General features: G+C 35.6%; 16 protein-coding genes. 6 read left to right on the plus strand and 10 right to left on the minus strand.

Features of this window, described 5'->3' with window-relative positions; genetic code table 11:
• Positions 1 to 9: 9 nt before the first annotated feature.
• The gene (locus ACN1CN_RS01915) at positions 10 to 984 is read right to left on the minus strand and encodes a ribonucleotide-diphosphate reductase subunit beta (RefSeq protein ID WP_419134452.1); all 975 of its coding nucleotides are present in this window, start codon (positions 982 to 984) and stop codon (positions 10 to 12) included.
• Between the two features lie 602 nt (positions 985 to 1,586).
• On the opposite strand from ACN1CN_RS01915, the gene ACN1CN_RS01920 reads away from it, so the two are divergent.
• The 5 genes from ACN1CN_RS01920 (at position 1,587) to ACN1CN_RS01940 (ending at position 11,454) form a co-directional block, all read left to right on the plus strand.
• A complete protein-coding gene (locus tag ACN1CN_RS01920; RefSeq protein WP_419134453.1) occupies positions 1,587 to 2,141 on the plus strand; it encodes an N-acetyltransferase family protein in 555 nt (184 codons plus the stop codon).
• A 346-nt stretch (positions 2,142 to 2,487) separates the two neighbouring features.
• Complete coding sequence (locus ACN1CN_RS01925; RefSeq protein ID WP_419134454.1) at positions 2,488 to 4,050, plus strand: histidine kinase; 1,563 nt, start codon at positions 2,488 to 2,490, stop codon at positions 4,048 to 4,050.
• 105 nt (positions 4,051 to 4,155) lie between these two features.
• Complete coding sequence (locus tag ACN1CN_RS01930; protein WP_419134455.1) at positions 4,156 to 6,756, plus strand: zinc-dependent metalloprotease; 2,601 nt, start codon at positions 4,156 to 4,158, stop codon at positions 6,754 to 6,756.
• A gap of 22 nt (positions 6,757 to 6,778) precedes the next feature.
• The gene (locus tag ACN1CN_RS01935; protein WP_419134456.1) at positions 6,779 to 10,123 is read left to right on the plus strand and encodes a SusC/RagA family TonB-linked outer membrane protein; all 3,345 of its coding nucleotides are present in this window, start codon (positions 6,779 to 6,781) and stop codon (positions 10,121 to 10,123) included.
• 11 nt (positions 10,124 to 10,134) lie between these two features.
• A complete protein-coding gene (locus ACN1CN_RS01940; protein WP_419134457.1) occupies positions 10,135 to 11,454 on the plus strand; it encodes a RagB/SusD family nutrient uptake outer membrane protein in 1,320 nt (439 codons plus the stop codon).
• Between the two features lie 136 nt (positions 11,455 to 11,590).
• Here ACN1CN_RS01940 and ACN1CN_RS01945 read toward each other — a convergent pair whose 3' ends face one another.
• From ACN1CN_RS01945 to ACN1CN_RS01965, 5 genes are all read right to left on the minus strand, one after another.
• Positions 11,591 to 12,349 (minus strand): HEAT repeat domain-containing protein, encoded by a 759-nt coding sequence (locus ACN1CN_RS01945; RefSeq protein ID WP_419134458.1) that lies wholly within the window; start codon positions 12,347 to 12,349, stop codon positions 11,591 to 11,593.
• Between the two features lie 115 nt (positions 12,350 to 12,464).
• Positions 12,465 to 12,896 carry a response regulator gene (locus ACN1CN_RS01950; RefSeq protein WP_264523762.1) on the minus strand — a complete coding sequence of 144 codons (432 nt, stop codon included), beginning with the start codon at positions 12,894 to 12,896 and terminating at the stop codon, positions 12,465 to 12,467.
• A gap of 12 nt (positions 12,897 to 12,908) precedes the next feature.
• Positions 12,909 to 14,195, minus strand: coding sequence for a sensor histidine kinase (locus tag ACN1CN_RS01955; protein WP_419134459.1), 1,287 nt, complete (start codon positions 14,193 to 14,195; stop codon positions 12,909 to 12,911).
• 478 nt (positions 14,196 to 14,673) lie between these two features.
• On the minus strand, positions 14,674 to 15,873 hold the full coding sequence (locus ACN1CN_RS01960; protein ID WP_419134460.1) for an intradiol ring-cleavage dioxygenase: 1,200 nt from the start codon (positions 15,871 to 15,873) through the stop codon (positions 14,674 to 14,676).
• A 70-nt stretch (positions 15,874 to 15,943) separates the two neighbouring features.
• Entirely contained in the window at positions 15,944 to 16,555 is a 612-nt protein-coding gene (locus ACN1CN_RS01965; RefSeq protein ID WP_419134461.1) for a LytR/AlgR family response regulator transcription factor, read from the minus strand.
• A gap of 633 nt (positions 16,556 to 17,188) precedes the next feature.
• Between ACN1CN_RS01965 and ACN1CN_RS01970 the strand changes: the two genes are divergently transcribed.
• On the plus strand, positions 17,189 to 18,217 hold the full coding sequence (locus ACN1CN_RS01970) for an alpha/beta hydrolase (RefSeq protein WP_419134462.1): 1,029 nt from the start codon (positions 17,189 to 17,191) through the stop codon (positions 18,215 to 18,217).
• Positions 18,218 to 18,434: 217 nt separating this feature from the next.
• Here the strand turns inward: ACN1CN_RS01970 and ACN1CN_RS01975 are convergent, their stop codons facing one another.
• From ACN1CN_RS01975 to ACN1CN_RS01990, 4 genes are all read right to left on the minus strand, one after another.
• Positions 18,435 to 18,827 (minus strand): hypothetical protein, encoded by a 393-nt coding sequence (locus ACN1CN_RS01975; protein WP_419134463.1) that lies wholly within the window; start codon positions 18,825 to 18,827, stop codon positions 18,435 to 18,437.
• A 197-nt stretch (positions 18,828 to 19,024) separates the two neighbouring features.
• Positions 19,025 to 19,681, minus strand: a complete 657-nt coding sequence (locus ACN1CN_RS01980) for a hypothetical protein (protein ID WP_419134464.1) — start codon at positions 19,679 to 19,681, stop codon at positions 19,025 to 19,027.
• A 58-nt stretch (positions 19,682 to 19,739) separates the two neighbouring features.
• Positions 19,740 to 20,075: a hypothetical protein gene (locus tag ACN1CN_RS01985; protein ID WP_419134465.1), complete on the minus strand. Its 336-nt coding sequence runs from the start codon at positions 20,073 to 20,075 to the stop codon at positions 19,740 to 19,742.
• Between the two features lie 164 nt (positions 20,076 to 20,239).
• Positions 20,240 to 23,842: an RHS repeat domain-containing protein gene (locus ACN1CN_RS01990; protein WP_419134466.1), complete on the minus strand. Its 3,603-nt coding sequence runs from the start codon at positions 23,840 to 23,842 to the stop codon at positions 20,240 to 20,242.
• Positions 23,843 to 23,850: the final 8 nt, after the last annotated feature.

Genomic DNA, 23,850 nt, shown 5'->3' on the forward strand with positions numbered 1-23,850 from the left:
ATTTGCTTTTTAAAACAGGTCGTTTGCCGTAATGCTTTTGTCGTGTTTGGTATATTCTACTGGTCTTTTTGCAAAGAAATCATCCAAACTGTTGGCAAAAACTTCTTCTTCAAACCAGGCCATCGCCTTATAATCGTCTGCTTCAACATTAAAAATAGTTGGAATATTAATTTGAACCAGGCTCTCGTCTATTCTGAACTTCATGAAATTAACCAAATCAGTTTTATTGATTGTTTCAATCTCTCCCTCTTCAAAAATCCAGTCTAAGATATCGGCTTCTACATCAATCGAATTTTTAACGGTTTCGCGAACGAGATTTAGTGTTTCTTCGTCGAAATAATCCGGAAATTCTTCACGGATTTTGTTTACGATAAAAATTCCGCCATTGGCATGAATTTGCTCGTCAATAGAGGTCCATGCAATAATGTTACTCACATTTTTCATGTACCCTTTGAATCGCGTAAAGGACAACAAGATCGCAAACTGACTGAACAGCGACACATTCTCGATCAGTATGCTAAATAAGATCAGGGAAATAACATACTTTTTATTGTCCTGCGATTTGGTATCCTTAAGCACGTCTGACAGATAATCGACACGCTTGCGGATCACAGGAATGTCCAAAAGTTTTTCAAATTCATCATTGTATCCTAACACTTCCAGTAAACGGGAATAGGCCTCAGAATGTCTGAACTCACATTCAGCAAAAGTAGTCCCCAGTCCGTTGAATTCCGGCTTTGGAAAGTGTTCGTAGATATTACCCCAAAAGCTTTTTACCGCTACTTCTATCTGTGCAATTGCCAGTAAACTATTTTTGATGGCTGTTTTTTCTGCCGCATTCAAATGCGAATGGAAATCCTGTGTATCAGCAGTAAAATCAACCTCTGTATGAACCCAATACGCTTTATTTATGGCTTCTGTAAACTGCAAAACCTCCGGGTATTCGAAAGGTTTATAATTGATTCTTTTATCAAATATAGACATATGTATAAGTATTAAATGTTGACTGAATTCGAATAAAAATGCTTCGTATTTGGGGAGGTTTTGACGACATTTCTATAAATACAAATTTACCCCGGAGATCTTCTTTTATCCCTTTTTTGATGTTAAAAAACGACGCAATTATCAACAGTTTGGTTCCCCGAAATCTTCCCTCTTTTTTGCGTTTTATCAACAGTTGGGAAATAAACGGTAAGAGGCGAAATCTCAGTTATTTATACTAAATCTAAATAGAGTTATCAACAGCAAAAGAGGCAAAAAACGGCTTTAGTTGGTCAACAGTTATCAACAACCCTACTTTGAATTTTAGTCTTTTTACTACAATACAGATTGTTTTCCTCCAAAAGAAAAACGCTGACTACTTCAATTTTGAAACTTCTGTGTTTTACCTAACCTTCTAAAAAAACACACTTTGAAACACACCTAATCCATTAAAAACAAACCACTTAACACAAATACAAATATGCAGTACACGACCGACCATTTTACTAAATATTAAAGAAACTGCAATTTTTCAGTATAAATTTTGCGTAAAAATGATTGATCTGTAAAAGTTGGCGTAATTTTGCAGACTAAACGCATTTATCATGATTATCAGAAAAGCAACAATTGAAGATTCAGAAAATATTGCAGCACTTTTATTGCTGGCAATGGAGGACATTATCTATAAATTTATCGGTGAAAAGAACCCCAAGACAGCGTACTATTTCCTGCTTCATTTTGTTGAAACCGAAAATAATCAATACTCCTATCAAAACTGTTTTGTAGCGGAAGATGAAAACGAAATTGTAGGAGCGGTCTCTGTTTATGACGGGGCTCAGCTGCATCCGTTGCGAAAACCGATTGTAGATTATGTCCGTTTGAATTTCAATTCTGATTTTAATCCTGAAGACGAAACACAAAGCGGTGAATTTTATATTGATTCGGTTGGTGTAAGTCCAAATCATCAGGGAAAAGGGATTGGCTCTAAACTTTTGCAATTCTTAATTGAGGAATATGTAACGCAAAACCACCAGACTTTAGGTTTATTGGTGGAAGAAGCCAACCCAAGTGCGAAAAAATTGTATTTAAAATTAGGCTTTAAAATAGTGGGCACTAAAACTTTGGTGGGAAAAACGATGGAGCATCTGCAGATTTCGTAGGTTTTGTTTCAGGTTTCAAGTTTCAAGTTTCAGGTTTCAGGTTTGAAATGAAATTAGAACTACTAGTTGATTTTACCGCAAAGTTCGCAAAGGTTTACGCAAGGTTCGCAAAGTTTAAGTATAGCTTTGCGAACTTTGTTTTTTATAGGTCTTGCGTTTATTTTGAAACTTAAACCTGAAACTTTTTTGTCTTAACAGGATTTTTACTAAACGAACCCTTCAAAATACTGTTAACTTTTGCTAACTTAAACAGTATCAATCAAAAAGTTTTATATTTGCACCCTGAAAAAAATAAAACTTATTGTTATAAGGACTGAAATAAGGCCTTATATTTTAATTTACATCGTTGAAATTTACTTTTAAAAATACCTTTTCCGGCAGGAACTTCTTCATTTTAGGAATCATTTTCATTGTTCTTACACTGCTTTCGATCTATATTTTAAGCAGCTTTATAACTGAAATTACCGAAAAATCAAATACGGCAACAGAAGAACGCGGCTTTCAAAAAAAACACGAAGTACTCGCGCAGGAATTGTCACGCTTTTTAGAAACTCAAAAGGAGTTAAAACGTGTTGTCGAGATGAGTAATCCACATAACTTATCTGATAATTTAAAGGTGCTGAGTACCATTCATGCCAATGACAGCCTAATAAAAAACAACTGGTTTCAGATTAACAGCCAGCACATTACATTTGTAACCGCCAAGAACAGCCCCAATCTCGAGGCTTCTATAAAGAATTTTGCTGTCCAAAACGGGAATCTCAGTGAATACAACTGCATCGTTGAAGACGATAAAAACTTTTTCTGGCGCATTTACTACAAATACACGGCTGCAAATGGCACGGTAATTCGATACGGGTATGATATTGACTTACAAGCCCTTCAATCCTATTTCTCTACTATCGATCAGAAAGCGCTCAATTATGCTTTTGTATTCGATAAAAATGGAACAATTTTGTACCATCCGGAAGTAAAACTGCTGAAAAAGAACATTTTCAAAATCACAAACCTTCGCCCGCGTGATACTACTTTTACGGATAAAAATGGCTTTAGCCGAACAATTGCGCTTTCCGAATATTTAGGACTGGACATCGTACGTTATACCAAACGACTCAATGTTAAAGGAACCAACTGGTACGTCTGCGTTAATTTTGCGGAGAAAATATCAAATGAAGACGTCAATACAGTAAAAAAGTATGCTTCGTTAATTTACATCGTAACCACGGCAATTTTAATTGTATTCTTTTATCTGTTTACCCTATTTACACGCAAAACTTTTCAGGAAAAAGAAGTGCTTGCACAGGAAAAAAACAACCTGCTGATCGAAAATGAAACGATCAATAAAGAAAAAGCACTTATTCAGCTGCAACAATTAAAAGAGCAGATTAATCCACACTTTTTGTTTAACTCCCTGAACTCGCTTTATATGCTTATCGAAAGCAATACGGCTGTCGCACGAAAATTTACCCTTAATCTGTCTAAAATATACCGGTACCTGATTAGCCCGCCCGCAAACAATATTGTTACGGTACAAGAAGAACTGCTTTTTATTGAAAAGTACATTTTTTTACAGCAAACCCGATTTACTGAAGAATTTGTTTTTTCAATTCACATTGAAGACGAAAATAATCTGGCTAAAAAAGTACCCTATCTGGCTTTTCAGATCGCGGTGGAAAACGCCATAAAACACAATATAGCTTCTGAAGAAACCCCTTTAAAAATAACAATTGACATTAAAGAAAACGTTGTAATTATTACCAATAATTTAAACGAAAAGCAAAACTTCGGAAAAGAATCCAAGTTTGGTCACAAATACTTAGAAATTATTTACAAATATTATTCTAAAGACGATTTCAAGGTCTTCAAAAAAGACGGCGATTTTACTTGCATTTTGCCTTTAATTGGATAAAACAAAACATTCACTCCCGAAAAAAAGCCACTCACTCCATTTTGTTTTTTTTAACGTTAGCCCTGCAATATTTTTAGCCAAAAATTAACCTAAACTTAACTTTCAATGAGAGAAAAGGCATTGTTGATAAACCTAAAAAATATCGTTTTATTAGTACTGGTATTGAGTACCAGCACTATGGTTTCTCAAAAAAAGAATAAAAAGAATAAAGAAGACAAAACAGAACAAGTTAAAGATTCATTAAAAGATTCTAAAGGAAAAAAGTATGATGATCTTGTAAAAAAGGGAACTTTCAAAAAAGGACTCTTCAATACCATTCAGGTCAAAACAGATTTATACTTAGAAATTAACGATTCTCTTTTCCAAAGAGAGTTTTTAGTAGTTAATAAAATCTCCAATGTTCCCTTACCTGTTAATGATGCCGGATTGAATAAAGGAATGAATTACGAGAATAAAATTATAACGTTTCACAAAGATTTAACTGCCAAAAAAGTTTGGGTAAAATCTTCTGTTCCAAAGGTATCCTCCCCTGTTGGAGATGCTATTACGGCTTCGGTAAACAGTAATTTCTCAGAATCTATTATTGAAGTTTTTGATATCGAAACCAAAAATAACGACTCTACTTCAGTTGTCATCAAAGCCAACAAGGTTTTTGACGGTAAACAAAAGAGTTTCAACGACATATTAAGCAACATCGGCTTTGGCGGATCTGTAAAATCAGAACTGTCGTATATCGAAAATGTGAAAACGTTTCCAAAAAATATCGTAGTAAAATCACAGCTTACGACATCGGTAAGCGAGGGCGGCCCTGCCCTTTCGGTAACATTTGGGGTAACATCCAATATTATTTTGTTGGATAAAGTTGCTATGCAGCCGCGTTTTGCAGACAAACGTGTGGGGTATTTCTCTGAAAAACACTGGTACTTCAGCGATAGCCAGCATGCCATGCAGGAAAAAGAATTAATTACACGCTGGAGACTGGAGCCTAAAAAGGAAGACATCGAAAAATACCGCAAAGGCGAACTGGTAGAACCTAAAAAGCCAATTGTATATTATATCGATCCTTCGACACCAAAACAATGGCGCTCGTATATCATTGACGGGGTTCGCGACTGGCAGGTGGCTTTTGAAAGAGCCGGATTTAAAAATGCCGTAATCGCCAAAGAACCTACCGCAGAGGATACCGATTTTGATATCGACGATGTACGCTACTCGGTGATTACCTATGTGGCTTCGCAAAAATCTAATGCTATGGGACCTGCAGTTGTGGACCCAAGAAGCGGTGAAATTATAGAATCGGATATTATCTGGTGGCACAATGTCATGACTTCCCTTCAAAGCTGGATGCGCATTCAAACGGGTGCTATTGATCCGAAAGCCAGAGGAAACAAGTTTAGTGACGAACATATGGGAGAAGCAATTCGTTTTGTTTCCTCTCATGAAGTAGGACATACTTTTGGTTTAAAACACAATATGGGGGCTTCATTTGCCTATCCGGTAGAATCGTTAAGATCAAAAGAATTCACGGCAAAAATGGGCGGAACAGCACCATCAATCATGGATTATGCCCGTTACAACTATATTGCCCAACCCGAAGATCATGTAGAAGCGATTACACCAAAAATTGGTGAATACGATAAATATGCTATCGAATGGGGTTACAAATGGTATGCAGACCAAAACGAAGAGCACACTGCGCTTAACAATCTGATTACAAAACACCAGGACGACCCAATCTATTTCTACGGAGAGCAACAAGACGGTGACAGTACCATCGACCCGCGTTCGCAGTCTGAAGATTTAGGGGATGACGCGATGAAAGCCAGCGAATACGGACTTAAAAACCTTAAAAAAGTGGTGGGTAAAATTCTGGAGTGGACGTATGACAAAGACGAGTCGTACTACCAAACAGGGAAACTTTACATTGGTGCGATTGGTCAGTGGAATTTGTACAACTACCACGTATTAACCAATGTTGGAGGAATCTATCTGAATACAACGGTTCATGGTGATAACAAAGCAAGTTATATTCCGGTTCCGGCAGCAATTCAAAAAAGAGCTGTTTCGTATTTGCTAAAAAATAGTATTGCACTTCCGGAATGGTTGTTTTTCAATCCGATCCTCGACAAAACAAATCCGTTGAAAGACTCTCCTCTTGGGCCTTACGAGTACACTCCGTACACTTTGGCAAGAGAATTACAATACGGTATACTGTACAACCTGTTAAGTGATGATCGTTTGTTGCGCATGACCGAAAACGAATTGTTTCAGCGTAATGAAGCCAAAGAAAATGTATTCACGGTAACACAATTGTTCAGAACAATTCACCAAAACATTTTTGCACCTACGATCCAAAACAAATCGCTTACGATTATGGAACGCATGACACAGAAAAATTATGTAGACATCCTGATCGTTTCAACGAATAAACTTTTTGAGAAAACAGATTCAAAAAAAGGAATTCAGTTAAGCGAAACCTTAAACATGCCGCATTTGTGTGATTATCTGAATGAATCAAAAATGGCACGTAACATTAATCAGTCTTCGCTGAAGAGAGTTTCAGAAGTGACTTCTGATAAAAAAGGAGAATTGAATCAGATTCTGCAACTATTGAAAACGAAAAGAAACATTGGAAATCAGGAAACAAAGAATCATTATTTTGACCTGATCCAACGTATCGAAAGAGCACTAAACAACACACTATAATTAACATAATCCAAAACAACCAATGAAGAATTTATTTTACATGCTGAGCTTCCTCCTGGCCCTCTCGGGTTACGCGCAGGAAAGGACTATTAAAGGAAAGGTGCTCGACGCCAAAGACGGACTGCCAATACCGGGAGTTACTGTTTTTGTCGAGAATACTTCCATATCAAACAATACAGAACAAAAAGGTGTTATTCAGAGTGCCAGTCTGGGAACTGTAACCGATTTTGACGGTGCTTTTGAATTTAAAATAAACAGTAGTATCAAAACTCTAAGAGTAACCTATATGGGTTACCTGCCTTATACTATTGAGATTACCGATAAAAATCAATACACTGTTTCTTTAAAATCAGATGTTAGTGAATTGAAAGAAATTGTTGTAACGGGCTACCAAAAGATCGAAAAAAGAAAATTGACTTCGGCTGTTGCTAAAGTTGAAATGGCAAATATCAAACAAGCCGGTGTGGCGAGTTTAGATCAAATGTTAATCGGTCAGGTTGCGGGTGTTGCGGTAACACCACAAACGGGAGCTCCGGGTTCCATTGCAAGAATCAGAGTTCGTGGTACAGCATCTCTTAATGGTGCACAGGATCCGTTATGGGTTTTGGATGGTTTGCCATTAGAAGGAAATGATGTTCCTCAAAACTACGACAAGGACAATATCGACTTATTGAGCAATTTTTCTATCGCAGGTTTAAATCCTGAAGATATTAAAGATATTACCATACTAAAAGATGCTGCTGCAACTGCCATTTATGGAGCAAGAGCTGCAAACGGTGTTATTGTGGTAACGACTAAAAAAGGAAAAAAAGGAAGTATGAAGGTAGATTTGAATGTCAATACTTTTGTGACTCAAAAACCTGATTTTTCTAAATTAAACCTTTTAAATTCTTCTCAAAAAGTAGATCTTGAACTTTCACTGGCTTCAAGAGAAGATTTGACTTACAGAGACGGTAACGGAGAAATTTCCCGTATTCTTAAACAGGCTAATGAATTAGGAGCCTACAGATCGGGAGGTTTTTCGTCTCTAAGTCCAACAACACAAAACGCAATCAATGCTTTAAGAAACAACAATACCAATTGGGGCGATTTATTGTACAGAAGTGCCATCAACAAACAATATACCTTAAGTTTATCTGGTGGTGGAGAAAAATCAGATTACTATTTCTCTTTAGGAGCTTACAACGAAGAAGGTGCTACTATCGGAACTGGTTTTGACAGATACAACCTTACCTTAAAAAATAACTTTGATGTAACTGATAAATTGCGTGTTGGCGTTGGAATTTTTGGTACACAAAGTAAAAAATCATCTTATATTTCAGATACGGACACTTTTACAAATCCTGCTAATTACTCCAGAAACGCAAATCCATATCTAGCTCCATTAAACGCTGATGGAAGTTATAATTATGATAAAGACATGACCGGGTATGGAAATGGAAGTGTATATATTCCTTTTAATTACTTAGAAGAAAGAGAAAATACTAATTACGAATTGACAACAAGATCTATAAAAGCATTACTTGACGTTGATTATAATATTACAAAAGGATTAAAAGCAAGTACACAAATTGGTTTACAGTTTGATAACAATGCTTCTGAAAAATATGCTGGTAAAGACACTTACTTCACCAGAAAAGAAAGAGAAAAAACAAGTGTATTTGCAAATGGAGCTTATACTTATTTCCTTCCTGTTGGCGGAATTATTCAAAATTCAAACACTGACTTTTTTCAATACAACTGGAAAACGATGTTAAACTATAACACTACTCTTGGAGGGAAACATGAGTTAGAATTTATGGTGGGTAATGAGTTAAGAAAAAACAAAAGCACAGCTATTAATACAAAAGGTTTTGGTTTCGACCCGAAAACATTGACTACAACTCAAATTGTTTTTCCAACTCAAAATTATGCATCTAATCCAACCTATAGAACGTATTTAAAGAATGAAAACGAAAACGCCTTTGCATCATTCTTCGCAACAGCATCTTATACGTATGACAGAAAATATACGTTCTTTGGAAGTGTGCGTTACGACGGTTCAGATTTATTTGGTGCAGATCCTAAATACAAATACTTACCATTATGGGCAGTTTCCGGTTCATGGGCAGTATCTGAAGAAAATTTCTTAAAAGATAGCGAAATAGTTTCTAATTTAAGATTACGTGCGTCTTACGGTTTACAAGGAAATATCGATAAAAATACTTCTCCGTATGTCGTTGGAACAAATCAAACAACTATTATTTTACCGGGACAATCAGAACCTATTATTAGTGTAGCTTCTCCTCCAAATGATAAATTAAGATGGGAAAAGACGACCAATACCAACTTTGGAATGGATCTGGGGTTATTCAACAACCGTATTAACATTATAACCGATATTTACGGAAGAAAAAGTACTGATTTAATTGGCTTACAATCACTTCCTGTTGAAAACGGTTTTGAATATACAAACGCTAACTGGGCTCAGGTAACGAATAAAGGATACGAGATTTCTTTGTCTACAAGAAACATTGACCGTCCGAACTTTAAATGGAACACGACTATTAATTTTGCTCATAATAAGAGTACTGTTGATCGCATCCAGACAAGATCTAACACCTATTTACCTTCAAGACAAGGATTACCTGTTAATGCCGTATTTGCATTAAAAACTAACGGAATTGATGAAAGTGGTTTCCCTTTATTTGTAAATAAGAAAGGAGAAACTGTAAACACGCAAACTCTTTTTGGTCTTTTTGATCCTTATGCAGATTTTTTTCCGGGAGTTTTCTCGCAATCAAAACTTACGAATGAAGAAACAAGAGATTTGTTTACTTATGTCGGAGATGCAGATCCTAAATTTACCGGTGGTTTTATCAACACTTTTAAAGTTCATAATTTTGATCTTACTATTGCTACCACTTTCAATCTTAAACAAACTGTTGTTGAAAAACCAAATTTTAATGGTACACAATTAGATCGTGGTCAAAACTACACTACAGATGTACTTAATGCCTGGTCACCTACTAATACAGGTTCAAACATACCTGGAATTACTAGTCCAACTTCAGGAACAGGAGATTCATGGATGGCTTACCAATGGTTTTCACCAGCAGGAGCACCACTTAATGTTTACAACTATTTAGATACTTGGGTTCATGAAATGAGCTATATGCGTTTAAGCAGCGTTCGTTTAGGATATTCATTGCCTAAAACAGCGACAAAAACGTTGTTTATGGATAGTGTAAGATTTAGTATCGAAGGAAGAAACTTATTTGTAATCAGCTCTGATTATAAAGGCTACTTTGACCCGGAAACGTTCGGAAATATCTATGCACAACCAATCCCAAGATCAATATCTTTAGGATGTAACCTAACTTTTTAATCTGATTTAAAATGAAAAATATATTAAAATACGTATTCTTTGCCGGCGTAGCCATTACTACTGTAAGCTGTGATCATTATCTTGATGTTGAGCCAGTAGGTAAAGTAATTCCGGAAACTTTAACTGATTATAGAGCAGTAATGACAAGTGGCTACTCTACAACTGCTATTCATAAAGCATTATCTACTATTAGAGCAGACGAATTGGTTTTAGATGAATCTAATGATAATGCTACTTTCTACAGAGATCATTATATCTGGAACGATGCCAATCCTGATAAAACTACAAACAGTTTTCCTTATGCTACTTTGTACAACAGAATTTTCTATACCAATGTGATCATCAATGAAGCAACCGTAAAATTAGCGCCTTCTGCAGAGAAAGATCAACTAATAGGAGAAGCTTACGCTCTAAGAGCATTTGCTTACTTTGATCTATTAAATATCTTCAGTAAACCTTACAATGCTGCAACAGCTGCAACTGACAGAGGTGTTCCGTTGGCTTTAAAAATAGATTTAGAGCAAGCTTATGTTCCTCAAAGTGTTGCTGTTATTTACGATCAGATTTTATCTGATAATGAAGAGGCAAAAAGATTATTGAATTTAGACACGCAAACAACGGGTATCAACTACCGTTTTTCTAAAGCTGCCTTATATGCAATGGAATCCCGTATTTTCCTTTACAGAAAAGAATGGGCAAAAGCTATTGCTGCTGCAGATAAAGCAATGACATACAAAAGTACTTTAATCAACTTAAACACTACTGCTGCCTTACCTAATCTTTACAACGGACCGGAATCTATATTAGCACTTGAGGATCCTTTTATTAATCTTTTGAAAGGAACATCATATGCAGCGCCAACTTTAACAGGCGTTTATGATAAAACAAACGATTTACGTTTTGCTTTATATTACCAGGCAAGCGGAAGCAGATTCAGATTTAGAAAAGGTGGTGATATCGCTCAAAAATGTACGTTCAGAACAGCTGAATTGTACCTAACAAAAGCAGAAGCATCGGCACAATTAAACGATCTGATAACAGCAAGAACAACGGTAATCACTTTCATCAAAAACAGATATAAAACTACGGCTTTTGATCAGTTAAGCCTATCGATTGATGCCATGACACAAACTCAGCTTCTCGATTTTATAGCTCAGGAAAGACAACGTGAATTTGCTGTAGAAGGTCATCGCTGGTTTGATTTAAGAAGAACAACGCAAAAACAAATCATACATACCATAAACGGAGAAAATTATACGCTTATTGAAAATGATCCGCGTTATACATTGCCATTCCCTCTGGATGCGCGTTTAAACAATCCAGAATTGTAAGTCCCTAAAATAACTTCAAGGTAAAGTTGCCCCAAAACTTTAGAGAATTTTATACTTACAATTTGATACTAATGAGCCCGATGTAAAATCGGGCTCATTGCTTTTTTGGGTTATAGTAGGTTCTTTATGATCTGAATCATTCGTAATTTTCTTCAATATAAGACCTTACTTCTTCTTGTGTTAAAACCGAAAAATTCCGATAACGATGATGCACATCTATAATTTCTTCTAATGCATCGGCTACCAGTTCTTTGTTTTCCCAGGTTTTCAGATTGGCAACAACAGTCTCTATACAGCCTTTTTTGTAAGCAATCTGACCCAAAACATGAACTAAAGTTTTTCGTACTCTGGTTGTTTTATCGTGCTGCAATTCCTGTAACAAAGGCAAAATATCCTGAGGATGGGTTCTGCCCCGCAATTCTATTCCGTGACAAATTTCACGTCGGATTTCTTTGTCCTCATGATGTAAAAACTTCCTAGCCCATTCTAAAACAGGTTTTGGATTAACCTCCCCCATTTTCTTTATCGAGCCAATTACCGCATTCCTTGGAGAATGATGGCTGTCGAATAGTCCTTTATCAAAAAACCGTTGCACCATTTCAAAATCCTGTTTACCAATCTCACCAGCTGAATTGATCACCGTCTGGCGAATCTTGAAATTTTCGCTGTCCAATAGATTTTCTAAACATTCGATAACAACAGCCTGCAGTTCTTTATTTTCAAAATACAATCTGCCAATCGATAAGTACGCTGCCTTTCGGATATAAGTATCTTCGTCTGAAAAGTACTGGTTTATTTTTTGAGTTTTAGAATTGCTTAAATCCTTGTGAATATCCTCTTTTATTTTACTGACTAGCTCCTCTCTTTCCTGTTTTGGTAAGTCATAAAAACCCATTATTTCATTTGTTTATTTTAGTTCCTGTTTTTCATTTTCTTCACTAAAATACATTAAATTCATTCCGATACTTCATTCCTTACCCCAATAAAATTTAATTTTCACTATCCTATCTTTAATGATTTTTTAATTGAAACTCCTGTTTAATGCATTCAAACTTCTCTTTGCTAAGGGGTTTGTTCAGAAAGCCTATCACTAGGGGGTTACTTTCTGCCCGTTTCAGATCTTCCGGATGGGTGGAAGAAGTAATCATCATTATGATACAATTTAATTTGATTGATTCCGAAAATTTCGCATACTCCTCAAGAAACTCAAAACCGTTCATTTCAGGCATATTGATATCAAGAAAGATGAATTGTGGAAGTAAATCGGGTGTATTTTCTAACGAACGTAAATATTCAAGTGCTGTTGTGGCCAACTCTTCTAAAACAATTTCCTCCGCAAAATAATACTTTTCGGCCATTCGCTTTGCAATATAACGATCTGTAGCACTATCATCTATTACAAGGATTTTTTTAAAGGAGGGTTGTGTTTCTGTCTGTTCCATGGGTTAAGGGATTTATTTGTTTGGAATTTTAATAGTAAAAGTGGTTCCATGACCAATTTTAGATTGAACTTTTATATCTCCATTGAGCTTATAAATTGCTTCTTTTACAATATAAAGCCCCAGTCCTGAACCAACCGATTCTCGGGAAACACGATAAAACATGTCAAATATTTTCGGATGCAAATCTTCATGAATTCCAATTCCATTGTCCTTAACAATAATACTTGTCTCAAAGTTGGAAATATCAATTTTGATATTGACAAATGGGTTTGGAACCTGAAAATTTTGATAGCGAATCGAATTTGAAATCAGATTGTTCAGAATTGTGGTAAGACGGTTTTTATCGGAATAAACAGTAGCCTCACCACTAATATCCACTCCAAAATCAACTCTTCTGTTGGTATCCCCCATGAATTTTAAATTTTGGGTTACCTCGCTCAGAAGTTCTTTAAAATTGATATTCTGTTTATCAATTTCCATTCGTGAGTTTCTTGAATAATCGAGAATATCACAAATGAAGTTATCTAATTTTTCGGCATTTTCTTTTAACATCTCAAGATGCTCAATCATTAAATCTTCAGTAGTATCATCCTTGGCTATTTCAATAAGGCCAAGCATCGAATTCAATGGGGCACGCAAATCATGTGAGGTACTATACACAAAACGATCCAATTCGTAATTTGCCGTTTTTAACTCCTGATTTTCAATTTCTCTCTTTTTAAAGGTCTGATTAATATGAGCCTCACTATATTTTTTAAATTGATAAGCCCACAATCCGCAAAGCCCAAAAATAGTTGTAGCCAGCAATATGTGAATCACAAAAGTGCGCAGTGTCATATAATCCAGCTGAGTAAAATAAATACCGCTGACACCAATATATTGCAAATAACCAAATAGTGCATGATGAATTATGACCACTAATGTTAGCGGTATTTGCAGTTTCCAGTTTTGATACGTAATAAGTATAGCACTTGCAACAAATGCCGTAAAATGCATCTCAAACATACCATGCATCTGATAAATAAACTGGCACATGAAAATCCCCAATACGGTACTAAGAACATACTGATAGAAGTCGGATTCGGGCAACGCTAATTTTGAAGAATAATACGCAATCAGTAATATTCCTCCCACTCCAATGCCAATCTCCCAGGTATCATAACAAAAGGCTAGTAATAAACCTATAATAAAAAAAACGGCCAGAAAGTAATTAATTAAATTATCCGATTTCCTTTTTATTGCCAAAAGAAATTCCTGAATGTTCTTAGATTGTTCCAGATTTTCGATTTTTTCTTTCATACTTTTTTCAATTTGGTAATGAATTGCGATACTCTTTAAAGTAAAGGCAATCTGGAATAAAAAAGGACAAGAAAAGCAGTTGTATGCTTATTTAGTATGTTCATTAATTCTTCGCTTCAGTAAATGAATAATGGCTTTCAGATAAAAGACTTTGGTGCACTATAGTTGCGCTCCATTATTATATCCCAAAAGCGAAAAAAACTGTACATGAGTAAAATAGTAATCTCATCGTACAGCAATTTTTAACAAAAAGCTGACGAACTATACCATTAAAGCTTTAGCTAATTTAATAAAAAAAACGATAAAGTAGGATTTTATCTATTACAATATATCTAAAAATCGGGTAAAAAATTTCAACCTCCATAACAAAATGCATTTGATAATGAGTCTGTTAAAATTTACTGTTCGTAAAATGATTCATATCCAATACAAGCTCGGCTCAATGTTTCAGAGCCAACGCATTTAGATACAGGTCGGTCTAGTCGTGTTCAGGTTCCTTCAAATCAAAATATTCTCCTTGTGTTTTGTCTAAGACATTTGAAATCATTTTGAAATTTACATCAGTTGGCTCCAGGTTGATGTATTTATCTACAATGCTTCTGTGTTTATAAATGATAAAGGTGTTTTTTGTTATTGGATTTATTTTATTTAAACAGGCCTCCGTTCCTTTATCTGAAAAAGAAGGGACAAAGGTTAAAGCTGTATTTTTAATCTTAAGCAGCTTCCCTAAGTTCTCTAACTCAAACTGTCGTTGACTTTTAGTATAATTTTTACTATTTCCGTATACAAAATAAACTTTGAGATAATGGCTACGTTTTTTACTTTCTTTTTCCAAAAACGACAGCCATTTTTTTATGGCTTCCCAATCAGGATTGTTACCTGTAAAGTAAATAATTCCATGATAACGTCCATATTTGCAAACGGGACAGGTTTGCGTTCCTTTGTCGGGACCAAACGCGTGAAAGGGCATAAATGAGGGCTGATCTTCTCCAATATTCAATCCTGAATGAATTAAAGCCGTTGTTTTCTTTGGATAATTGGGAATGTTTAATCCCAAAACGATATCGTGTTCTGCGATCTGCAAATTGTCTTTTAACAAAACCCTTACAATACCGCTTCCGCCACGGTTTTCGGGAAGGTGCTTCTTTTTATAAGCGATCAGTAATTTATCATCATCAAAATTAATCTCATCCGTATAATACTCCTTTTTAACATCAGGTTCTTTGATCGACAAATGAATATGTGCCGGTAAAACATCGTTGGGATACGGTGCCGGACGAATCGTTTTTATTGTGTATTTTCCATTAGCATCCGTTTTTATCCAGCCCCGAATATGTCCGTGCCGCTTAATGGTTTCATTCATTCCCGGTTTGGGAGAATAGTAGCCGTTGTTATCCGTCTGCCAATAATAAATAATTACATTTGGAGCAGCTGTTTTTCCATCCAATTGAAAAACGGTACCGGTTACGATAAGCTTTTGTCCTTTTTCACTCCATCCGGGACTTGTGCTAACGGAAGGAATTTCTTTCGTCATTCCTATGTACATCAGTTCGCAGCCATCACAACCTCCTCCCACAATTCCGCTATTTTTAACTTGAGGTTTTGGATTGTTCTGCCCGTTACAGCTACTAAATAACAGGGCTATAAAAACCGTTTTGCAAATGGTGACTTTTTTCATGGTAAAGCTTTTTTCTGCAAATATCAGCCTGAAAATAGTTGACTGTCAAATGAAATATCGTAAGACGAGTTTATTTTAAGGCAAGCTGATTGTGCTCTGAAAATTTTGACTTGAAATTTTTAGCGTAACTACGACTTACCCTTAAAGTAGTATGTTCTAAAAGTGTAATATCATAATCGCCATTTTGTCGGGACTGGATAGCTGAAATCTTATCTATATTCACAATATGTGATTTATGAATACGGACAAACTGTTTCCCGTCTAATTGGGTTTCTAAAGACCTCAGCGTTTCAGCATGCAAGTACTTTTTTGAAGAATGGTAAATAGTGATGTAGGGTGAGTTTGCTGCAAAATAAAGAACATCATTTACTTCCAAAAGCTGCTTTGTGTTGTTACGATCAGAAATTAAAATAGAGCGGATAAAATTTTGCTCGTTAGTTTGTCCATCAACTTTTTCTTTTAATGGTAAGGACTGACTTTTTTTATTCCATAAAATCACTACCAATAGTGAAAACCCGTAAATGATTACCGTTTTTATAAAATAAGCCGATAGGCCAAAATTGAAAGTCTGCCAATAAGAGAAAGTGTGATAGTAGAACACTTTTGAAATAATCCAAACCAAGATAGGATAAGAGAACAAATGAAGTACAATTGCTGCGCTAATTACCAGTAATCTTATCATCAGATTTTCTGATTTCTTTGTCAGCTTTAAAACAGCCGTTAGCAAAGGAAGAAACAATACCCAGTACGAACTGAATAATAAAGATTCCGAAATGTAGAATGCACTATTCTGAAACCGGGTAAATGAATAATCCAATAACACGTTCGTAAAAATAAACAGCAGTATACAAGCAGTAATAATAAGATTTGACTTCTGCTTGCTTTGAAAAATTTGATATGTTACAGACTGAAACATCAAAATATAATATTTAAGGACCTATTTATACCGCTAATAAAAACACATTATTAATAGTTTGTACGATTCAAAATGGGCTATACAATCCACAAATTTAGTAAATTAACAACACATCTGATACATTACTGACAACCTATTGGTCGTCTCTAAACAATTAAAATTTACAATTTCACATTCTTTTTCAAGTAGTTACACAACCTTTTTATAAGAACACCTAATCTAAAACATTATCCGCTCAATGTCTGCGCCGGCTGGGGGCTAAGAAATTTTTGGGACCGTGTATAATGGAATGGTCTTTTTGTATATTTTTGGTTTCGCTATAAAACAAGCTATAAAAGAACAAAAAAACCAGCTGCACAAAGCCAGAGAACGTTAGCAGCAAATGTAAAAAGCATACTGATGAAAAAAATTATACTCAAATTTACAAAATGGACAATTCTAATTTGTCTTGCAATATTCATCGTTAAAGGATGTATTCCGACCACATTGGATGTGCCTTATATTACACCTCGTGCCACTACCAAATACTGGAATTTATCTACAGGTTCAAAAATTGCATACACACACATTGTAGCCAAAGGGGAGAAAAAACCCTATCCGATTATTTACTTGCACGGTGGTCCTGGAGGATACGTATATACCAAAAATATTGAAACATTAGGAAAACTTTCTGAATCGGGTTATGATGTCTATTTATATGACCAAGTGGGTTGTGGACTTTCAGAAAGACTAGAAAAAGTTAAAGAATACACTGCGGTACGACATATAAACGACCTTGAAGCAATTATCAAATTATTAGGTGTCGAAAAAGTAATTCTTGTTGGACAATCTTGGGGCGGAGCATTGGCTGTACTATATTCTGCTGACCATTTAGACAAAATAGACAAAATTGTTTTTACTTGTCCGGGAGCAATTAAACCTGCAAACGAAGCTTTAGAAAAAATTAAAGCACCCGACAGTCTGAATTTAAAGGAACCATACAATCCAAATGCAAAAATACTTCCAATCGTCCTTAATCCGAGGTACGTTTCTATAGGAATTTGGGCAAGATTCTTTGGAAAAAAGCTGGCTACTGATAGAGAAGCTGATGGTTATTTAACTAATATGGCTACCGTTTTTACGAAAGGCCTTGTTTGCGACTCAACAAATGTATTGAAAGAAGAAGGTGGTGCCGGTAGTTATTGTAATTTAAATACCAGCGTAAGTTATGGTAGTTTAAAAGACCCCAGAATAAAACTGAAAAACAATAAAATTCCTGTTTTAGTAATGAAAGGACAATGCGATAATATAGATTGGGGCTACACGAAAGAATATCTTGACTTGTTTAGTAATAACAAGTTCAAATTAATTCCAAATGCAGGACATCAGATTTTTGCAGAACAACCAGGATTATATACCAAAACAATTGAAGACTTTTTAACGCAATAACATCTTCTACTGACAGTCGTAGTTGTTGCAGAACTTCCCGTACTTTAAAACTATTTCTAAAAAAGTGGAATTTCATCCTCTTTCAAAGGGGGTATGAAAATGACAAAAATCTATGAATAAATAAAATTGCCAATTGGTGGCATTACTTTCTACATGAACACTTCGTGGAGCATGAGAGGGAAAATGTCTCGATGCCCCCAATATAAAGCAAGTCTTTTTATTTCTCTTTCTTATATTTTTTTAGATATTCGTTGGCCATTTCTCTTGTTTTTTGATCGGCTTTTGGTGAATTTAAAATATTATGTACATCATAATAAGCCTGATTATAATGGTACTTATTAGCCATTATGAGGGCATAATACAATGCTGATGTTTCTTTTTGCTCGGCAATATAATATATCGAATGGATTTCAAAATAGGCTTTTGCATCTCCATGTTCTATAACTCTTTTACTCAAGGAATCCATCAGTTCTATATTATTCAATTTCTTTTGAAAATAACTAGCTGAATTTTCTTCTATAATTATTTCATCATCTTTTTTTTCTTTTTTCCAAGCAGTGAGAGCTAACAATACAATAAAAAGAACTGGAGTGACTTTAATTTGTTTCATAATATTTTTTTTCTTCTTTAATAGCCTTTTTTTTTATCGTAACTCAAACGAGAACGTTGCCCAGATGATCTTTGTATTGGTAAATGTATTTATAAGAACTTTCTGAGGGCTCTACATAACCTTCGGCTGTTGGGAAAAACTGTAATACCGCTCTTAATTTTTATCATAGAATTCGGCAGCATGGGATACCGTTACCTTTATCTCTTAAATTCTAATAATAAGGACTTACCTTTATCATTTGTAGATATCGCTTTTAAAAAGTCATTACTAATATGGTTAATCTGGTAAATTGCTTTAAGATTAAAACGTTCAGAATACAACTCTAGTAAAACTATACCATTGTATGAGTCTAATAGCCAAGCACCTTTAAATTCTTTATTAGACTTTTCGTCTTTTTCAATAAAAACTTTAAAGTTAGTTTCAATTTGATTTAAAACTTTATAAGGTTCATTAGTGAATTGAATACTATTTGAATCTTTTATCCATTTATCATTTTTAAGTAATTTGGCAATCTCATCAAGAGGTAATTTTGAACTCTTATCCTCAATTCTAACAAAATTTGCAGTAATAGTGCTTCTTTCTCCCATTTTAAGAGATAACTTTGTATTATCTACTTTTAATACACTGTATAATAATTCACGTCTATCATCATAAATATTTCCATTTTCACTATTAAATGAATAAGGAATAATAGTTACCTCTGACTCTCCCAGTGTCTTAATTTTTAAATTCTTAACATCTGTAAAATCTAAGATGTAGTTGTCCATAAATGAATGCCATCCTGTTAATGCATTGTTTTGCGTATTATAAACAATCCATCTATTGTTAAAAGCACTATTGTTTGTCTGACTCATAATTTTAAATATAGAGAATATACAAAATATACTCGAAATTAATAACTTCATTTTCATTTTAGAAAAATCCTTTAAATATTAATTTTACTGCTTCTAAAGCCGTAACTTTCGACCAAACAGCCTCTTTAGTCTTTATGTTGCTTTGAATAGTTGAATTTACTCTTGAACCAATTTTTGTATTGTTAGACAACTCTAACATATTTTTAAGTGATTTATCAAGATTTCTTTGCATTAAGAGTGCAAATGTAAGCTTTACTAGTGCTGGAGCATTATAAAATTTACCATTTGTCAGTAATGCAGATGTTCCAATCACACCCGCCGTTTCATTTGCCGCTTCTGCACTTGCTAATTGGGCAATACGCTCCGAAATTATTGTACCGTTTGCTAGTTTCAAAGGCACACCCACTTCAAGTTCAAATTTAACTTCTGCAGTCCTTTTAGTTTTAAAATCGGTAACAGTTAAGCTTAATCCAGTAACACCAGCCGCTTGCCAATTACTTGTAGTTTGTTGAAAATCGAAAGATTCTGGAAGTATTCCTACTTGAGTAGAAGCTTCTTCTAAATTACAGTTACACTAGATTGCTTACTATTGGTTTCTAATATATCCATTGGCAATTCAGGATTAGTAAACATAGAAGAATTACTACTTTCATTCGCAAAAGAGCCAGAATGCCTGTCTGACCACATTTGATGCCTGCCATTTATGTTTTGGCTATCATGAACATACGAATTTTTAGCCTCCATTCCATCAGGGTCAATAAAATAAACAGGATTATTTAACGCATAAGTGTATGGAGAAAAACGTCTCGATGTTTCAGCTAGAGGGTCAATATTCATCCAACGACCAAGTGCAGAATCATAATTACGTGCTCCGTAATCATAAACATTAAGCTGTAACTCGTCCTGCAGTTCCTTGCCATTGTATTTATACTTTAACCCATTATTAGTCGAAGTTACCACAGTATTATACCCTTGATGTTTGAGTCCAAACGGATAATAACTGTTTTCTTCTTTAATAGCAAGTGTTTTATCGTAACTCAAACGAATGTTGCCCAGATGATCTTTATATTGGTAAATATAGTTATAAGAACTTCCCGAAGGCTCCACATAACCTTCGGTCGTTGGGAAAAAACTCAGTACTCCAGTATAACCCCTGCCACGTCTTGAACATTTATTGGCCATACTTTCATATTGAAATCCTCCTAAATAATCCGTAATTGTAGTAAAACAAGTGCCTTTATTTACCGTTTTACTAAGTTTTATCCCATTAGCATTGTAAATGTACTCAATATTTCCAGTCGTCACAAAGGTAATTTTCTTTGGTAGATTCAGGTGGTTGTATGTAATAGCAGTAATATTTTTGTTATTGTCTTTAGTCATATTGCCGTTGACATCATAACTGTAATCCTCAGTTGTCTCTGTAATATCTTTAAAGCCTATTGTTTTATCGCTGCTGTCCATCACTTTCATCAACCGGTTGCTGCTATTGGCATACGTGTAGGCCAAATTATCAATCTGGCTGAGTGTTTCACTGTTTCCGTTACGGGTAAGTTTTATAATGTTTCCGTTTTTGTCATACCCTAAAGCTTCATTATAGGCATTGCTTAATGTTGTCCCTTTTTTATAAACAGCTTCTTTTAATCGGTGGAGGTTATCGTAGCTATATCCATACGATCTTATGATCCCGGCAGGATCTGAGTTTGTTGTCCAATGTGTCTCCGAAATGTTTCCATTGTACAGCGCCGTTGCTCCCGCGGTAGGATTGTTGTAATTGATCTGGAAAGCAAACAAATCTTTTGGGTCAGTTCCCTGAACTAAAGCATCAACTTTATTAATTTCTTTAAGCCATCCTCTGATATTGTAAGTATAATCTATTTTTTGCGTATTGCCGCCTACTTTTTTAGTAATCAATTGTCCTAATTCATCATAAATATTATCAACTAAAACTTCAGCAGCACCGTTGTTTATTTGGTGGCTTTTCGTCAGCAAACGATTCTGAGGCGAATAGGTATATTTTTCGCTTATAGTCAGCTCTGTGTCTACAGCAGTACGTTTGTGTTGGGTAACGGTACGAATCGGTTTTCCGATAAAATCAAGTTCGCTGTTGGTATTCGTATAGCCCCCCAAGTAATTTTGGGTTTGAGTGCTCACTGCTCTGGCTTTGGTATCATAAAAGATGGTTGTCGTTTCTCCCAATGTTTCCGATGCGGTGGTGAGCACTCTTGTCCAGCTTCCGGTAATCAAACCTTTGGCATTGCTTAAAGCAGTCTGACCTTCGATAGTTTCAGGTCTGGCCGGTGCAGCGGGATAGTTATAGTCATCGTAATAGTTGACGGTTAAGAGTTTAATATCTATTGGAGCAAGCGTATTACTATAAAATACGGAGATATTGTCTATGGTTCCGGAGGTTTGTTTGGTTTCAAACAAAACGGTGGCTGCATTTTGGGCGTCCTGTAGTATTTTTCTAGTGGCAGAATCCAGAGTCTGGCTACTACTCCAGCCAGTATAAATGGGCCTGCCAAAAGCATCGTACTTGGTAATGAGCCAGCCTTGGGTAGTTTCGTCTTTAAAAGGCGAAAAAGCCGGTCCGGTAGCTACAGGACGATCGAGCTGGTCATAGACCATAAACTCCCATTGCTTTCCGGGCAGTTTTTTCTCTACCAAACGATTGCGATCGTCGTATTTGTACTGGTAACACAAACCATTTAAAACCTCATCGTTAACCGTACCGGTCACCTTTGGCGGCAATACATAGGTCAGATTGCCGTAACTATCATAAACGTAGTAGGTATCGTGTCGTTTTTCTGAATCGTAGGTTCTTTTTAGGATGACCTGCCCTTCTTTGTTTTTAAATTCTACTGTAGAACCGGCAGTTTCGCTTGGGTTTACACCCGAGTTCTCGTCGTAGGTTATGGTTTTATAAAGCTTTTTTTCAGCATAAGTTCCTAATTCTGAAAAACTAATGTTGTACAGTCCTAAGGCGGCTTCCCAGTCAGCGTTGGCCTGGTACCGTTTTACGGTATCGGCGACAGTATTGGTTTGATAATCTATTTTGATTTCAGTGCCTTTACCCATTTCCCAGGAAGTGCCCGGAGCAGCCTGTTTTAAAACACGGTTTAAGGGTGAAGGTTCAAATGCTTTTTCGGAGAAAGGATTTGGGGTATTCTCATATTTTGGTGTTTTATAATAATTCAAAACATCCGTTGGAGCAGTATTCTGCATAAGACCTGCAGTACCCGATACTACATAAGGCAGATGCTCTTTGGCCTGTCTACCAAAAGCATCATACGCTATGTGAGACACGATATCACTGGATTCAAACCCATTTAGTAAACCTGAAATACTAGCCTGATTACCGTCTATTTCCTGCAAAACAGGACTGTAAAAATACTGGCTTACATTTACATCTGTCGCATAATACAAATAACTCCTGAAGTACGAATTTACAGTCGTACTGCTCCATTTAAAATCGGTACCACTTAGTACTTTATTCCCAGTCCTGTCATAAACTCCACTTATCCCGGAATATTCTCCTGTATAAGTCGAAGGATGAATCATACCCACCATCAGATACCAGGTATCAAGTGCCGGTACGTTCCCGTACCAGAAATAAGGATTATCATTAGCACTGCCGTCTAAATTGACAACATTTTGTGTGCCATGATACGTAGTACCGTTTTGTCCACCCGTGCGTTTTACCCAAACCGCATATTGATATCCTTTGGTTTTATCAATAGGAATCGAAGCCGTATTCCAGCCGCCATCGGCATCGCTTACGGCATCATTAACACATCTCCACAAGAGATCTGTCTTTTCAAACGGATTCAGACCATTAATTCTGAGATTCTCAGCGAGTTGCCCGTTTGCAGTAAAAGAATTGACTGCGCTATTTCCGAGGGTCCAGTTATTTTTCCAATCTAATAAATTATGGTTTACTTTATTGACTCCGCCGTTTAGTATAATGGTTTGTTTAAGGCGGCCTAATCCGTCAAAATAACTTATATTTCTCTGAATATCTGTTTTAGACAAAGTATTATAATTACTGCTTTGCACCGCCTTTTGTGGTGCTTCTGTGTAAATGAAATTCTCATTATTAAAGGTCTGGGCTCTTATCCCGCTTATCAAGAAGAACAAAACTAATAGTAGTCTATATTTTTTCATAAAATATC

The organism is Flavobacterium sp. T12S277 (assembly GCF_048514875.1).
Classification (GTDB): Bacteria; Bacteroidota; Bacteroidia; order Flavobacteriales; family Flavobacteriaceae; genus Flavobacterium.